Source organism: Caulobacter sp. GW821-FHT10E02 (assembly GCF_059415225.1).
Map to the genome: position 1 here is coordinate 559,503 of NZ_JBWKMV010000002.1, position 15,017 is coordinate 574,519.

Annotated in this window: 18 protein-coding genes; 10 read left to right on the forward strand and 8 right to left on the reverse strand. The window is 70.0% G+C overall.

What is annotated here, in order from left to right; translation table 11 throughout:
• The first annotated feature begins 37 nt into the window (after window positions 1-37).
• Genes AC07NI_RS12380 through AC07NI_RS12410 form a run of 7 tightly spaced genes read left to right on the forward strand, consistent with a single transcriptional unit; the run spans window position 38 to window position 6,213 of the window.
• Window positions 38-1,048 (forward strand): ketoacyl-ACP synthase III, encoded by a 1,011-nt coding sequence (locus AC07NI_RS12380; protein WP_494619239.1) that lies wholly within the window; start codon window positions 38-40, stop codon window positions 1,046-1,048.
• Window positions 1,049-1,058: 10 nt separating this feature from the next.
• Complete coding sequence (locus AC07NI_RS12385; RefSeq protein ID WP_494619242.1) at window positions 1,059-1,283, forward strand: phosphopantetheine-binding protein; 225 nt, start codon at window positions 1,059-1,061, stop codon at window positions 1,281-1,283.
• Window positions 1,284-1,285: 2 nt separating this feature from the next.
• A complete protein-coding gene (locus AC07NI_RS12390; protein WP_494619244.1) occupies window positions 1,286-2,359 on the forward strand; it encodes a 3-oxoacyl-ACP synthase III family protein in 1,074 nt (357 codons plus the stop codon).
• Entirely contained in the window at window positions 2,356-3,117 is a 762-nt protein-coding gene (locus AC07NI_RS12395; protein ID WP_494619246.1) for an SDR family NAD(P)-dependent oxidoreductase, read from the forward strand. The genes AC07NI_RS12390 and AC07NI_RS12395 overlap by 4 nt, the downstream gene beginning before the upstream one ends.
• Window positions 3,118-3,128: 11 nt before the next feature.
• Entirely contained in the window at window positions 3,129-3,749 is a 621-nt protein-coding gene (locus tag AC07NI_RS12400) for an LbetaH domain-containing protein (RefSeq protein ID WP_494619248.1), read from the forward strand.
• Window positions 3,746-4,762 (forward strand): aromatic ring-hydroxylating oxygenase subunit alpha, encoded by a 1,017-nt coding sequence (locus tag AC07NI_RS12405; RefSeq protein ID WP_494619252.1) that lies wholly within the window; start codon window positions 3,746-3,748, stop codon window positions 4,760-4,762. Before AC07NI_RS12400 ends, AC07NI_RS12405 begins: the two co-directional genes overlap by 4 nt.
• Entirely contained in the window at window positions 4,762-6,213 is a 1,452-nt protein-coding gene (locus AC07NI_RS12410) for a glycosyltransferase family protein (RefSeq protein WP_494619254.1), read from the forward strand. The genes AC07NI_RS12405 and AC07NI_RS12410 overlap by 1 nt, the downstream gene beginning before the upstream one ends.
• Window position 6,214: 1 nt before the next feature.
• Here AC07NI_RS12410 and map read toward each other — a convergent pair whose 3' ends face one another.
• Window positions 6,215-6,961: a type I methionyl aminopeptidase gene (map, locus tag AC07NI_RS12415; protein ID WP_494619259.1), complete on the reverse strand. Its 747-nt coding sequence runs from the start codon at window positions 6,959-6,961 to the stop codon at window positions 6,215-6,217.
• Window positions 6,962-7,065: 104 nt separating this feature from the next.
• On the opposite strand from map, the gene AC07NI_RS12420 reads away from it, so the two are divergent.
• Both AC07NI_RS12420 and AC07NI_RS12425 read left to right on the forward strand, forming a co-directional pair.
• Window positions 7,066-7,416: an ArsR/SmtB family transcription factor gene (locus AC07NI_RS12420; RefSeq protein WP_494619262.1), complete on the forward strand. Its 351-nt coding sequence runs from the start codon at window positions 7,066-7,068 to the stop codon at window positions 7,414-7,416.
• Entirely contained in the window at window positions 7,409-7,906 is a 498-nt protein-coding gene (locus AC07NI_RS12425; RefSeq protein WP_494619264.1) for an SRPBCC domain-containing protein, read from the forward strand. Before AC07NI_RS12420 ends, AC07NI_RS12425 begins: the two co-directional genes overlap by 8 nt.
• 124 nt (window positions 7,907-8,030) lie before the next feature.
• On the opposite strand, the gene AC07NI_RS12430 is transcribed toward AC07NI_RS12425, so the two are convergent.
• The 3 genes from AC07NI_RS12430 to AC07NI_RS12440 are packed head-to-tail and all read right to left on the reverse strand — an operon-like array spanning window position 8,031 to window position 9,801.
• The gene (locus AC07NI_RS12430) at window positions 8,031-8,921 is read right to left on the reverse strand and encodes an alpha/beta fold hydrolase (RefSeq protein ID WP_494619266.1); all 891 of its coding nucleotides are present in this window, start codon (window positions 8,919-8,921) and stop codon (window positions 8,031-8,033) included.
• 26 nt (window positions 8,922-8,947) lie between these two features.
• Complete coding sequence (locus AC07NI_RS12435; RefSeq protein ID WP_494619268.1) at window positions 8,948-9,196, reverse strand: helix-turn-helix domain-containing protein; 249 nt, start codon at window positions 9,194-9,196, stop codon at window positions 8,948-8,950.
• Window positions 9,196-9,801, reverse strand: coding sequence for a DUF2975 domain-containing protein (locus AC07NI_RS12440; RefSeq protein WP_494619272.1), 606 nt, complete (start codon window positions 9,799-9,801; stop codon window positions 9,196-9,198). The genes AC07NI_RS12435 and AC07NI_RS12440 overlap by 1 nt, the downstream gene beginning before the upstream one ends.
• A 216-nt stretch (window positions 9,802-10,017) precedes the next feature.
• Between AC07NI_RS12440 and AC07NI_RS12445 the strand changes: the two genes are divergently transcribed.
• Window positions 10,018-10,413: a MerC domain-containing protein gene (locus tag AC07NI_RS12445; protein ID WP_494619275.1), complete on the forward strand. Its 396-nt coding sequence runs from the start codon at window positions 10,018-10,020 to the stop codon at window positions 10,411-10,413.
• Window positions 10,414-10,440: 27 nt separating this feature from the next.
• On the opposite strand, the gene AC07NI_RS12450 is transcribed toward AC07NI_RS12445, so the two are convergent.
• From AC07NI_RS12450 to hisS, 4 genes are all read right to left on the reverse strand, one after another.
• Window positions 10,441-10,806 carry a hypothetical protein gene (locus AC07NI_RS12450; RefSeq protein WP_494619277.1) on the reverse strand — a complete coding sequence of 122 codons (366 nt, stop codon included), beginning with the start codon at window positions 10,804-10,806 and terminating at the stop codon, window positions 10,441-10,443.
• A gap of 576 nt (window positions 10,807-11,382) precedes the next feature.
• Window positions 11,383-12,345 (reverse strand): ATP phosphoribosyltransferase, encoded by a 963-nt coding sequence (gene hisG / locus AC07NI_RS12455; protein WP_494619279.1) that lies wholly within the window; start codon window positions 12,343-12,345, stop codon window positions 11,383-11,385.
• Window positions 12,342-13,472 (reverse strand): ATP phosphoribosyltransferase regulatory subunit, encoded by a 1,131-nt coding sequence (locus AC07NI_RS12460; protein ID WP_494619282.1) that lies wholly within the window; start codon window positions 13,470-13,472, stop codon window positions 12,342-12,344. The genes hisG and AC07NI_RS12460 overlap by 4 nt, the downstream gene beginning before the upstream one ends.
• A gap of 3 nt (window positions 13,473-13,475) precedes the next feature.
• Window positions 13,476-14,963, reverse strand: coding sequence for a histidine--tRNA ligase (gene hisS / locus AC07NI_RS12465; protein ID WP_494619286.1), 1,488 nt, complete (start codon window positions 14,961-14,963; stop codon window positions 13,476-13,478).
• Window positions 14,964-15,017: the final 54 nt, after the last annotated feature.

The window sequence follows — 15,017 nt, forward strand, 5'->3', positions numbered from 1 at the left end:
TACGCTTCAGCCGTCGGTTGAGGAGCGTCTGCGTCCCGTGGGCACGAGCGGTAAAATCGTCGCGATCGCGAGCCACCTGCCCGAGCAGGTGCTGAGCAACGACGACCTCGCCGCAATCTATCCCAGCTGGCCGGCCGACAAGATCCTGGACAAGACCGGGATCCAGACCCGCCGCATCGCCGCGCCGGGCGAGACCGCCGTCGATCTCGCCGAAGCGGCCGCCAAGGCGCTGTTCGCGCAAGGCCGCGTGGCGCCGGCCGACATCGACTACCTGCTGTTCTGCACCCAGGCGCCCGACCACATCCTGCCGACCTCGGCCTGCATTCTCCAACAACGCCTGGGCCTGCGCACCGACATCGGCGCGCTGGATTTCAACCTCGGCTGCTCGGGCTTCGTCTATGGCCTCTCCATGGCCCAGGCCCTGATCGCCAGCGGCCAGGCGCGGCGCGTGCTGCTGCTGACGGCCGACACCTATTCCAAGCTGATCCACCCGATGGACCGCGGCGTGCGCAGCCTGTTCGGCGACGGCGCGGCCGCCACTCTGATCGAGGCCGTCGAGACCGACGCCCCGGCGCTCGGCCCGTTCGTGTTCGGCACGGACGGCGCGGGGGCCGAGAACCTGATCGTCCCGGCCGGCGGCTTCCGCCAACCGCGCTCCGAAGAGACCGCCGTCGTCACCGAGGACGCCTCGGGCAACCTGCGCTCGGCCGATCATCTGTTCATGAACGGCGCGGCGATCATGACCTTCACCCTGGGCGCGGTCCCGGCGGCGATCGAGCAGCTGCTGACCCGCGCCGGCGCCAAGCTGGACGACTACGACGCCGTGGTCCTGCACCAGGCCAGCGCCTTCATCCTCGACCGCCTGCGCCGCAAGCTGGCCGTGCCCGAGGACAAGTTCGTGGTAGCCCTGCGCGACTGGGGCAACACCGTTTCCTCCACCATTCCCATGGCGCTGGAGCCGCTGGTCAGGGACGGGCGTCCGCGCCGCGTCCTGCTGGTCGGCTTCGGCGTCGGCTATTCCTGGGCCGCCGCCCAGGCCCTTCTCTAGGAGTATCGTGATGCAGAACCTGTACGCCGGCCTGGCCGAGATCTTCGAGATCGACACCGCCGAAGTGAACGCCGACACCGTCCTGGCCAACCACAACTGGGACTCGCTGGCCATCGTCTCGACCATCGCCCTGGTCGACGAGATCTGCGGCGAGCTGCTGGACGGCGCGGCCCTGGCCAACTGCGTGACGGTCAGCGACATCGCCGCCCTGATCCCGCAGGCCAAGGCGGCCTGATCATGACGTCCACGGCACAAGCCGCGCCCGTTGAAGGCCGCCGTCGGGGCGGCTACGCCCTGTCCGGCGTCGCCCTGCGCGGCGTGGTCTGCGCCGTGCCCGGCGAACCCGTGCCCAACGCGGTCATAGCCGAGACCCTGGGCGACCAAGCCGTCGCCGACGTCGTCAAGATGGTCGGGGTCGAGACCCGCCACTGGGCCGCGCCCGACCAGACCAGCGCCGACCTCTGCGCCGCGGCCGCCGAGCGGCTGCTGGAGACGCTGGGGTGGGAGCCCGACAGCGTCGACGCCCTGATCTTCGTCACCCAGACCCCCGACCATCCGCTGCCGGCCAGCGCCTGCCTGCTGCACGGCCGGCTGAAGCTGGCCACCGACTGCCAGGCCTTCGACGTCAATCTGGGCTGCTCGGGCTATGTCTACGGGATGTGGCTGGCGGGCAGCCTGATCCAGTCGGGCTGCAAGCGCGTGCTGCTGCTGGCCGGCGAGACCAGCAGTCGCTTGGTCGATCCCACCGATCGCGGCACGGCCGTGCTGTTCGGCGACGCCGGCTCGGCCTCGGCGATCGAGCATGACCCCTCCGCCCCGACCATGCGCTTCCGCATGGGCACCGACGGGGCCGGCGCCGGCGCGCTGATGGTGCCGCAGGGCGGCTTCCGTCCCATCGATCCCGACCGCGCCTTCACCCTGGATCCGACCCGCCTGCACATGGACGGCGGCGAGGTCTTCACCTTCACCCTGCGCGAAGTGCCCAAGCTGGTGGCCGACACCCTGGCCGATGCGGGCGTGGCCGGCGACACGGTCGACGCCTATCTGCTGCACCAGGCCAACCGCTTCATGCTGCGCCACATCGGCAAGAAGATCGGGGCCACCGACACCGAGCGTCTGCCGATCAATATCGAGCGCTATGGCAACACCAGCTCGGCGACCATCCCGCTGCTGCTGGCCGACGACATGGCCCAGCGCCTGACCACGGGCTCGCAAAAGCTGATGCTGGTCGGCTTCGGCGTCGGCCTCTCCTGGGGCGCGGTGCTGGCCGAACTCGGGCCCCTGGCCTGCGCCGAAGTGATCCGCGCATGACCTTCTCGCCGACCGCTCTCGAAGGCCGGACGATCCTGGTCACCGGCGCCTCCTCGGGCCTGGGCCGCGCTGCCGCCACCCTGATCGCCCGATGCGGCGGCCGGGTGATCGCCACCGGCCGCGACGAGGCGCGCCTGGCCGCCACCATCGAGAGCCTGGAGGGCGAGGGCCACACCGCCTTCGCCGCCGAGCTCAATGAGGCCGACGCCGTAGCCGACCGCATCAGCGCCGTCGCCACGGAAGCTGGCGGCCTGGACGGCGCCTTCCACTCGGCGGGCAGCGAGCTGATCCTGCCGGCCCGCCTGACCAAGTCCAAGCAGATCGACGGCGTGTTCGGCGCGGCGGTGCATGGCGCGCTGGGCCTGGGCCGCGCGGCCGGCAAGGCCAATGTGATGAAGCCCGGCGCGTCGATCGTGCTGATGTCCTCGGCCTCGGCCCAGCGCGGTCGCGCCGGCATGATGGCCTATTCCGCCGCCAAGGCCGCGATCGAGGGCCTGACCCGCTCGCTGGCCTGCGAGCTGGCCCCCAAGGAAATCCGCGTCAACGCCATCGCCGCCGGCGGGGTCGAGACCGAGATGCACGCGCGCCTGGCGAGGGGCCTCTCCGACGCCGGCATGGACGCCTACCAGGCCCAGCACCCGCTGGGCTTTGGCCAACCCGACGACGTCGCCCAGGCGGCCGTGTTCCTGCTGTCGCCCGGCGCCCGCTGGGTGACCGGCGCGGTGTGGGCCGTCGACGGCGGCTATCTGGCCAGCTGAGGGAACGGGTCATGACGGACTATGTGCTGGTCGGCGGCGGGGCCTTCGCCCGCGAGATCCATGACTGGTTCGCGCCGGGTCTGACGGGCGGCGACCGCTTCGTCGGCTATCTGGACGACGGCGACCAGCCGATGGCCCCGTTTGGCCGTGATCTGCCCCAGCTGGGCGACACCAACGCCTATGCGCTCGCGCCCAACCAGAAGCTGGTGATGGCCGTCGGCGATCCGAAGGGCAAGGTCGCCCTGGCCGGACGGCTGGGCGGTCCCGAGGCCTTCGCCACGCTGATCCACCCCCGCGCCTGGGTCTCGGCCTCGGCCAGGCTGGGCCACGGCGCCGTGGTCGGTCCGTTCACGGACGTCTCGGCCGACAGCAAGGCCGGCGACCTCTTGACCCTCAACGCCTATTCCAGCCTGGGCCACGATGTCGCCGTCGGCAATTTCGTCACCCTCAGCGGCTATGTCGATCTGACCGGCGGCGTCACCGTCGGCGACCGCAGCTTCTTCGGCTCGGGCTCGCGGGTCCTGCCGCGCCTCAAGATCGGTTCGGACTGCATGGTCGGGGCCGGCGCGGTCGTGGTGCGCGGCGCCGGGGACGGGGTGACCCTCTACGCGGCGCCGGCGAGGCGGCTTTGAGCCCCACCCTGCTGACCACCTTCTGGCACCTCGTCGCCCATCGTAGCGAGCTGGCCGAGCCGGGCGCCTTCCTGCGCCTGGACTGGGCCCTGGGCGACCTCGTGCTGCACAATGACGAGGGCGAGGTCATCGCCTTCGACAATGTCTGCCCGCATCGCGGCGCGCGCCTGTTCGTCGAGGACCACGGCGCCCGCCGCGCCATCTGCCCCTATCACGGCTGGAGCTATCGTGGCGGCCAGGTGCGCGTGCCGCTGGCCAAGACCTGGCCGCCCGGCGCCCTGGACAAGGTCGGCCTGCGCCGCTTCCAGACCGCCTGGTGCGGCGACTTTCTCTTCGTCGGGATCGCGCCGGCCCAGAGCCTGGAGGCCCAGCTGGCCGGCGCCTTCGCGCCGCTGGCGCAGGCCTCGGCCCGGATCGCCGGCCGCCGGGACTTCAACGCCTTCGAGTTCCAGTCCGACTGGCGGGTCGCCGTCGAGAACGCCCTGGAGAGCGACCACGTCAATCCGATCCATCCGCAGACCCTGGCGCCGCTGGGCCTGCAGGATGACGCCACCGTCTTCGACGGCGCCAACACCACCTACACCGCCCACATCACCGACAGCCGCACCCTGCGCGGCCTGAAGACGATGAGCCGGTTCTTCGAGGTCGACGGGGCCTATCCGGGCTACTGGACGATCTACGTCTTCCCGTTCGCCATGGTCTCCTCGACCTTCGGCTATTCCTATTCGCTGCAGACCTTCCTGCCGTCGGCGACGCCGAACCGCGCCCACTTCTGCAGCCGCCAATTGGCCGGCCGGGTGAAGCCCGGCTACGAGGCCGCCGTCGAGGCGTTCCTCGACTCCAGCGCCCGGGTCAATCGCCAGATCTTCGACGAGGATCACGCGATCTGCGCCCGCGTCAGCCCCTTCTACGACCTGACCTCCCCCGACCGCGTCTTCTCCCCGACGGAAGACCGTGTCGCACGCCTGCACGCCGTCCTCACCGCGATGGCCCAGAACAAGGACCTGCCCTGATGGCCCTCGTCGATTTCCTGCTCGAAGGCGCCCAGGAACGGTACGTCTCGTCGCTCGTCATCATCGCCGGACGCTGGGACGTCATACTGGGCGAGGACGCCCTGGACGGCGTCAATGACTACACCTTCGTCGACCGGGTGCTGACCCTGCTGGAAAGCGGGAAATACCCCGGCGACTTCGTCGTGCAGGTGATCTCGGATCTCGGCTCGATCTCGTGGTGGCGCGGCCCGCACATCGGCGACGTCGACGCCGGACGCGTCGCGGCCCTGGCCCGCCGCCTGCACCTGCACGGCGCCGACTCCCTGACCCTCCCGCCGCGCGACGTGCCCTTGAGCGCCGCCCAGCGGGCCCATGTCATCTTCGCCGGCGACCTGATGGGGCCCTTCCACTCGCCCTCGCGCGGCGCGATCGACTATGTCGCCACCCTGGCCATGGACCCGACGATCGAGCGCATCGACGTGCACTACGGCAACGAGGCGCCGCTCTCCGACACGATGCAGGCCTATATCGACGAGCGTCTGGGCGACCTCCCGGCCGAGCGGGGCGTCCGGCTGATCTCGACGGTCAAGACCCCCGACTATCTGGTCGACGCCATCCGCAAGGGCCCGTGCACCTATCACTTCTGGTGCGAGCCGATCATGGCCCCGCACATCACCATCGCCAGCCGCCTGGGCCCGACGGTGATGTTCACCTGCGGCGACGAACCCCCGCCCCAGTACGCCGACGTCTTCTGGTACTTCCACGAGCCCGAGTATATCGCGCCGATCTGGAAGCGCCGCGGCGCGCCGCCCACCTACACCCGCAACTACGTCCAGAGCCTGTCGGGGCCGTTCAACGACCAGGGTCCGCCCGCCCCGCGCACCCGCGCCGAGGTCCATCTGCCGCAAGACGCCTTCGTCATCACCACGGTCGGCAACCGCCTGACCGTCGATCTGGACGAGGCCTTCGTCACCGGCATGGAGCTGGTCCTGCGCAACCACCCCAAGGCCATCTGGCTGGTGGTCGGCGGCCTGCCCGACCATCTGCTCGACGCCTGCCGGGCGATCCTCGGCGACCAGTTCCGCTACCTGGTCCACGACATGGAGCTGGCCCGGCTGATGACCACGGTCGACGTGTTCGCCAACCCGTTCCGCCAGGGCGGCGGCAACAGCGCCATGTTCGCCCTGACGGCCAACGCCGTGGTGCTGACCACCCACGACGGCGACGTGGCCTCGATGGTCCCGCCCGAGCACCGCGCCAAGGACGCCGACGACTACTTCGCCCGCCTGACGGCCCTGATCGACGAGCCCGGCCTGATCGACGCCTGGCGCGGCCCGCAGCAGGAACGCCGCGTGCTGATGAACGACCAGACCTATTTCCTCAGCGCCCTGAAGGCGATGATCGACCTGGCCCACGAACGCTTCGAAGCCCGCCAGGGCCGCACCCTGACCTCGGTGGTGGAAGAGGGCTGACCTAGACCAGCGTCAGGACCAGCGGCCCGTTCCGCGTCGCCACCAGGGTGTGCTCGTACTGCACCGTGGCCTGGCGCTGCGGCGGGCGCAGGGTCCAGCCGTCGTCCAGCTCCTCGACCCAGTCCGCGCCCAGCGACAGGAAGGGCTCGATCGTGAAGACCAGGCCCTCGGGGATGGTTCGGCGGTCGCGCGGCTCGTACCAGGTCGGAATCTCGCGCGGGTCGTCGTGCAGCGAGCGCCCGACCCCGTGGCTGGCGAGGTTGCGCACCAGGCTGTAGCCGTTCTTCTGGGCGAAGCTCTCGATCGAGCGGCCGACCTCGTTCAGCCGCCCGCCCGGCTTGACCGAGCGGATGCCGGCCCACATCGCCCGCCGGCCGTCGCGGCACAGGCGCTCCACGCGCTTGGTCACCGGCGGCACCGCGAAACTGGCCCCCGTGTCGCCGTAATAGCCGTCCAGCTCGGCCGAGACGTCGATATTGATCAGGTCGCCGGCCTTCACCACCGTGTCGTTCGGGATGCCGTGGGCGCAGTCCGGCCCCACCGAGATGCAGGTCGCGCCCGGGAAGTTGTAGGTGAGCTCCGGCGCCGAGCGCGCGCCTTCCTTCTCCAGCAGAGCGCGGCCCAGGTTGTCCAGTTCGCGGGTGGTCATGCCCGGCTCCAGCGCCTCGCCCATCGCCGCCAGGGTCCGCGCCACCAGGTTGCCGACGGTGCGCAGCTTCTCCAGCTGGTCCTCGTTCTCGATGGTCATGGCGGGTCTCCTGTAAGCGACGCGCGCAAGGTGGCGGGTTTGCCGGTGGGGAGCAATGGGCGCCCCCTTGCGGGCGGTCGATCCGCATGCCAATACTGAACCCAATGGTTCAGCATTCGACAAAACGCCTCGACGCCTCCTTCGCCGCGCTGTCGGACGCCACCCGACGCGGCGTGCTGGAGCAGCTTGGCCGGTCGGAAGCCTCGATCACCGAGCTGGCCGAGACCTTCCACATGACCCTGACGGGCATGAAGAAGCATGTCGGCGTGCTGGAGCGGGCGGGCCTGGTCACCACGGAAAAGGTCGGCCGCGTGCGGACCTGCCGGCTCGGCCAGCGCGGTCTCGAGGACGAGATCGCCTGGATCGAGGAACGCCACAGGATCTGGAGCGCGCGCTTCGACGCGCTGGACGAGGTCATCGCGGCCTTGAAACGGAAGGAACAGAGAGATGGGTGAACGCGTGAGCGACGGCCGCACGACGGTCGAGCGCAAATCCGACCGCGAACTGGTGGCGACCCGGGTCTTCGACGGCCCGGTCCGGCTGGTCTACGACGCCTGGACCAAGGCCGAGCTTTTCCAGCTGTGGTGGGCCCCGAAGTCCAGCGGCGTGCCGATGGTCGGCTGCGAGATGGATGTCCGCACCGGCGGCGGTTATCGCATCACGTTCCAGCGCGACGCGGCCAACACCATGAGCTTCTTCGGCAAGTACCTGGAGGTCGTTCCGGGCGAGCGCCTTGTCTGGACCAATGACGAAGCCGGCGAGGAACAGGGCGCCGTCACCACCGTCACCTTCGAGGACGAGGACGACGGCAAGACCCTGCTGACCTTGAGCGAGCTCTACCCGACCAAGGAAGCCCTCGATGAGTCCTTCGTCGGCATGGAGGACGCCATGCCCGAGCAGTTCGGTCAGCTGGACGGGTTGCTGGTGACGCTGAAGGCGGAGTGAGCGCACTGCGTCCTTCGAGGCGCGCTCAGGCGCGCACCTCAGGATGAGGGACTCTCTGAATTCCTCATCCTGAGGCGCTCGCGCAGCGGGCCTCGAAGGACGCACGGCGGGTCCGCCAACCGCCTTAGTCGGACCCCCGCCCCATCCGATCGCGGGCGCCCTGCTGCTCCACGAAACGCTCCACCCGCTCGGCGAAATCCTGCGGCTTTTCCAGGTACATGAAGTGTCCGGTCGCCGGGACGGTCTCCAGCTTGGCGCCGGGCGTGGCGGCGGCCACCGCCTGGGCCTGGTCGAAGACGTCCTTGATGTCGACCTCGCCGACCAGCACCAGGGTCGGGACACGGATCTCGGCAAGATGCGGCCGGGCATCGGGTCCGGCGCGTTCGACCTTGCCGCTGGGGTTGTTCAGGTTCTGCGGGTTGGCCTTCAGCAGGGCCACGACCTTGGCCCGCTCGGCGTCGGCGGACTTGGTCAGGATGTAGGGGTCCTTGACCGCGCCCTCGATATTGCCGGCCTTGATCAGGACGGCCAGCTTGAGCCCCCGGGCGATGAAGCCAGCCGAGGGCTTGAAGCCGCTGATCCATGGGCCGGCCAGAACCAGGCCGTCGACGGCCTCCGGATGGGCCAAAGCGAAGTCCACCGCGATGCCGCCGCCGGCCGAGGAGCCGACCAGGGTGGCGTGCGCGATCCCCGCCGCCTTCATCACCGCCGCCAGGTCGTCGACCGAGGCGAACGGCGTCGTGGCCGCCGGCGTCGCGCCATAGCCGCGCCGATCGTAGCGCACGACCTTGAACCGCTGGCACAGCAGCGGCCAGACATCGTCATAGGCGGCCGAATGGAGGATGCCGTCATGCAGCAGCACGATGGCCTTGTCGCCGGATCCGCAGGTCTCGTAGGCGATCTTGCCGCCCTCGGCCTCGGCGAAGGTCTGGGCGCCAGAAGAATTGGGCGCGAACCCCGCCCAGAACAGCAGGCAGCCGGCCGCGATCGCCCGGACGGGCGTTGAAAGTCTCATGGCGTGTCTCCGTGAAAAGGGCGCCGTCAGCCGGCGCGTTGGCCGCTCTGGCCCACGATGTCGGGCGGCTGCTCGGGCTGGTATTCGAGGATGTCGCCCGGCTGGCACTCGAGGAAACCGCAGATGGCTTCCAGGGTCTCGAGCTTGACCCCCTTCACCTTGCCGGACTTGAGCAGGGACAGGTTGGCGTCTGTGATGCCGATGGCGCGGGCCAGCACGTTGGAGCGCACCTTGCGCTTGGCCAGCATCACGTCGAGGCGCAGGACGATCGGCATCAGACGAAGGCCTCCCGGTCCTGTTCGATCTCGCGGCCGACCTGCATGACCTGGCCGACCACGAAGACCAGCAGCCCCAGGATGAAGGCCTGCAGGCTGGCCATGTGGGCCCAGTTCTTGTCGATCTCGTAGCCGGTGGCCGACAAGGCCAGGTGGCAGAGGAATGGCGAGACGGCGTAGGCGCACAGCCAGGCCCCGACCCGGCCGAAGCGGCGGGCGGCCTCGCCGGAGAACACCTCGCCCCGGGCGTAGCCGCCGAACAGGGCCCGAAGGCTCCAGAAGATCATCAGGATCGGCGTGGCCCGCACGACGCCCACGCCGACATAGACGAGGCGATGGACCAGCGGCAGCGAACCGAACGCCACCGAGTTGGGCGGGCCTTCGCCGATATAGCAGTTGTCGGGCCCGATCCGGACCAGCTCGCCCTTGTAGAACAGCATGGTCACGATCGCCGCCACGAGCACGGCCGCCGCCAGGGCGAAGAGGCCGGTGAACAGCCACACGGCCGCACGGCTGCCCAGGCGCACGCGGCGCTGGGCCACGCTCTCGGGCGGCGGCGCGGGCGGAGCGCGGTAGAGCGGCTTCAGATGCAGAACCGTGGCCATGGCATCCTCCATGGCGGCAAATTCGATCCTAAAAAACTTTCTGTCAATCGATAATGTCGAAACGCCCGCCGCGACCAAGCGCAACGCACGTCGCCGCGCCCTCTTGTGTTATATTATATCACTACTAGATAGAGGACCGATCAGGCAGGACCGGGATCGGCGCCCTCGGACGCCGCGTCTCCAAGCGCCCCGGACGCGTACAGTAGGAGCGCTTTGATGACCCCCGCCCTCGCCAAGGCCCTCGACGCGTCCGCCGTCGGGCTGTCCGCTTTGTGCCTGGTCCACTGCCTGGCCTTGCCGGCGCTGGCCCTGCTGTTGCCGGTGCTGGGGTTCTGGGCGCAGGCCGAGTGGGTGCACGTGGCGTTCGTGCTGATCGCCGCGCCGGTGGCGGTGCTGTCGTTCGTCGACCTGCCCCGGCTGCGGCCGCGCTCCTGGCCGATGACGGCGGCGGCGCTTGTCGGCCTTGGCCTGATGATCGCTGGCGCGCTGGGCTTCCCGGCCCCGGCCTATGAGCGCGTGCTGACGGTGGTCGGCGGCCTGCTGCTGGCCGGCGCGCACCTGGCCAACTGGCGTCACCGGCATAGCGGCGCGGCTTGCGCGGCGTGTGATTGAGGCTGGCGCGGCCTCATCCCACCGGATCTAGGAGAACGCGCTCCGATAGGCCTTCACGTGCTCCGGAAAAGCTTCTTCGTAGAGCGGGTAGGGAATTCCAAGGCAGGACACTTCCAGTTCCCACGGCGAGGACGCCGGGCAGTAGCCCGTGATGGACACGCCCCCTTGGCACTCAAGTTCCGCGCCGGCCGGAGTCCGCGCGGATAATCCCGTCCAGATCAGCATGTCGGCGATCGGTTGGCCCGCGCCGTCGAGCGCTGGAACGCCCTTCGCGCGCAGGTCGAAGAAAGCGGACATGGGCAGGCACGCTCCGCTGGCCACGCCCATCGGCGGGTCACCCGTCTCGAGCGCCGAACGGCCAATGAGCACGTCGCCAGCAAAAATCGAGTACATCTTCCCTCACACTACAGTGGGCGAAAGGCGCTGACCCTTCGCACCCGGAGGGGTCGGTCGCAAGCGTCGATCCCCCGCCTGTCCGTTGCGCGACAGAAGGCTTCGCGGGATCGATCGGGTGTCTTAGCCGCGGGCGCCTGTCTCGCTCGCAACCCGACCACGTCGGTCAGGGCGGAAAGAACGGATGAATGGGTTTGGCGAGCACTTGGCCGGCGCCGCGCGCCGGAGCATTGGAAGCGCTCTCAAGCCACGGAACCTATTTTGACTCAATCGTCAAAAAACTGAGCTGTAGCCCAGATACACCAAACCCGCCGCGGGGGATAATCGCGACGGGCTGGCTATTTTCTCGATCATTCGATCTAGGCGGGCGTTTCCTCCCCGAAACGCCGAAGAACGGGAGCTCTCTATGGGCTCGTTTCGTCCTTGCATCGTCTAGAAACGTCAAATTCATGACGGTGTCAACGCGGCAAATCCCTTTTTCGCAAAGGTTTGGCCGAAATTTTGACGCGACCGACGTTGTTTGGACCGAAAAGTCGATTTTACCTCGTGAATCGATGCTCAGATTTGACAGTTACGTCAAAACTGACTTTTGAGTACGTCAGCGAAGCGGTCCAGAACGGCCGAGCGCGACTCGAACACATAGTCCGGACGCGACACGGTGACGGGCTCGACCCCGGCGGCGGCGAGGGCGGCGGCGGCGTCGAACAGGTCACCGGTGGCCAGCAAGGCGCCGTTGGCCCGGCGCGAGCCGCCTTTGGCGACGAAATCGGCGACGGCCGCCTGCCCGGCGACGTCCTGCTCGGCCGGCCAGACGAGCGTGGCCAGCTTGCCGGCCCGGCCCTTGGCCTCGACGACCGCCAGCAGGCGCTTGAGGCTCTCCAGTTGCTCCGGCGACCAGGCCGCGATCAGCGAGGCCGTCAGTTGCGCCTGGCTCTTCAGGATCACGCCGTCCGACAGGATCTTCAGGCCGTTGGCGGCCAGGGTCGCGCCGGTGGTGGTGATGTCGACGACCAGCTCGGCGGCGCCGGCGGCCGGGGCCCCCTCGGTGGCGCCGCTGCTCTCGACGATCCGGTAGTCGGCGACGCCGTGGCGGGCGAAGAAGGCGCGGGTCTGGGTGACGTACTTGGTCGCCACCCGCAGGCGGCGGCCGGTCTTGGCCAGGTGCAGGTGCCCGACCTCGTCGACATCGGCCATGGTGTCCACGTCCAGCCAGTTCTTGGGCGCGGTCACCACCAGGTCGGCGCGGCCGAAGCCCAGGGCCCGCAGCAGCATGACCCGGCTGTCCATGTCGTCGCCGCGCTCGCGCAGCAGGTCCTCGCCAGTGACGCCGAGGTGCAGGTCGCCGCTGTCGAGGCCGGCCGCGATGTCGCCCGCCGACAGCAGCCGCACCGAGACCCCGGGCAGACCGGCCAGCTCGGCCGAATAGCCGCGCGCGCCACCGGTCATCTCCAGCTTGAAGCCGCAGTCGGCCAGCCAGGCCTCGACCTGGTCCTTCAGGCGGCCCTTGGAAGGGATCGCAAAGATCATGGGGCCGCTCATTCGCCGCCTCCCGCATAGGCGCGCGCCGGACGGACCATGCAGCCCACCGCGCCGGTGTTGGTGGAGACGCCCAGCTTGGCCGGGAGTCCGTCGTAGCGGCCGCCGGCGGCGACGGGGCGCTCGGCGCCCAGGGCTGCCGAGTGCACCTCGAACAGGTAGCCGTCGTAGTAGCCGAAGGCCCGGCCGAAGGCGGCGGCGAGGGTGGCGCGCTCCAGCGGCACGCCGCGTGCGGCCATGCCTTCGAGGCGCGAACGCCAGCCGGCGATGGCGGCTTTCAGGCTCGCATCGTTCGGACCCGCGAGGGCGGCGATGGCGTCCAGCGCCGCGTCCGGACGATCGGAGACGGCGAGGAAGGCGCGGACCTTGTCGGCCTGTTCCGGGTCCAGACGGCCGGCCTTGGCGGCCTCGGCGCGTTCGACCAGGCGGTGGGCGATCTCGGCCGGGCGGCGGCCGCCGACGGGCTCGATGCCGGCCAGGGACCACAGCTCCTGCAGCACCTGCGCGGCTTCTGTTTCGGGCAGGCCGGCCAGCAGCGACGCGATGCGCGATTGCTCGGCGGTGGGCGCGGCGGCCTCACCGTCCAGCTCGGCCTTCAGCTGGCGCGGCTTGGCGAAGGCGCGCTTGAGCCGGGCGGCCAGGGGCGGCGCCAGCTCCAGGCTGTCGACGAAGGCGGCGAACAGCGAGACGTCGCCGAGGATCAAGCTGAGGTCAGAGCGCCCGCCGGCGGCGGCCGAGGCCCAGGCCAGGGCGGCGATCTCGGCGTCGGCAGCGACGGGGTCGCCGGCCTCGAAGGCCTCGACGCCGATCTGCAGGAACTCCTCGGCCCGGTCCGCGCCGCGCGGGGCCACGCGGAAGGCCTTGCCCTCGTAGCGGCGACGCGCGGGCTGAGCGCCGTTCTCGAAGTGCTGCCGGGCCACGGCGACCGTGAAGTCGGGCCGCAAGCAGGCCTCCTCGCCGCCGTCGCCGGAGACGACGAACAGCCGCGAGCGCATGGCCTCGCCGGTCAGGTCCAGCAGCAGGCCCAAGGGCTGCAGCACCGGCGCGTCGGTCAGGGCCGCATCGGCCGCCAGCAGGGGAGCGCGGATGGCGTCGAGCGCCTCCGCCGGAATGGAACGCTCGAGCCTCACGTCTTAGCCCCCGATGATCTTCTGGACCGCCGCGACCAGCTGGTCGCGCGGGATGGTCTGCTGGCCCGGCCGCTCGGCCTTCCAGGCGGCGTTGTCGGTCACGCCCTCGGCGGCCATGCGGCCGGCGTCGAGGTCCTTGATGGTCACCGTGCCGGCGGCGATCTCGTCCCCGCCCAGCATGACGACGGCCGGCGCGCCCCGGCGATCGGCATATTTCATCTGCGGCTTCATGCCCGACGTGCCCAGATAGACCTCGGCCGGGATGCCCGCCGCGCGCAATTGTCCGACCACGGAGAAGTACTCGCCCATGTGCGCCTGGTCGAAGGTGATCACCACCACCGGCCCGCGCGCCGCGCCGCCCGGCTCGCGCCCGGCCGCCCGCAGCGCCGCCGCCAGGCGCGTGACGCCGAACGAGAAGCCGGTGGCCGGCGTCGCCGTGCCGGTGAACCGCGCCACCAGGTCGTCATAGCGCCCGCCGCCGCCGATCGAGCCGAACGAGACCTTGTTCCCTTTCTCGTCCGTGGTCGACAGCAGCAGCTCGGCCTCGAACACCGCGCCGGTATAGTATTCCAGCCCCCGGACGATCGACGGATCGATGAAGGCCTGGTCGTCGGCGATGCCCAGGCTGGTCAGCGCCGCGTCGATCCGCGACAGCTCCAGCAGGCCCTCGTCGCCCTCGGCCGAGCCGCCGATCACCTTGGCGATGTTGTCCAGCGTCGCGGCGCGGCCACCGGCTCCGGCCGACACGAAGTCCAGCACCGAGTCGATCGCCTTGCCCTTCAGGCCCGCGCCCTTGGTGAAGTCGCCGCTCTCGTCCAGGCGCCCTTCGCCCAGCAGCAGCCGGACCCCATCAACGCCGAGGCGGTCCAGCTTGTCGACCGCGCGCAGCACGGCCAGCTTCTGGCCGGCGCTCTCCGCGCCCGCCGAGGTCAGCAGGCCGTTCAGCAGCTTGCGATTGTTGATCTTCAGCACCGCTGCGCCGCGCGGCAGGCCGGCCGCCTCCAGCCCCTCGACCGCCATGGCGATGATCTCGGCGTCGGCCTCCGGACGGGCCGAGCCCACCGTGTCGGCGTCGCACTGGATGAACTGGCGGAAGCGCCCCGGCCCCGGCTTCTCGTTGCGCCACACCGGCCCGAAGGCGTAGCGGCGGAACGGCTTGGGCAGGGTCTCCCAGTTCTGCGCCGCGAACCGGGCCAGCGGCGCGGTCAGGTCGTAGCGCAGCGCCATCCACTGGTCGTCATCGTCCTGCAGCGCGAACACGCCCTCATTGGGCCGGTCGCTGTCGGGCAGGAACTTGCCCAGCGCGTCGGCATATTCGAACGCCCCGGTGTCCAGCGCCTCGAAGCCGTAGCGCTCATAGACCGCCGACACCGCCTCCAGGATCGCCCGCTCGGCCCGCAGGTCGCGGGCGCGCTTGTCGGCGAAGCCGCGCGGGGCGCGCGCCTCGGGGCGGAAGTCCTGGGTCGTGTCGTTGGAAGTGTCGTCGGTCATCGGCGTCGGTCCTTAGATCTTCAAGGCTTCGACGGATGGCGCTTATGCCAAGCC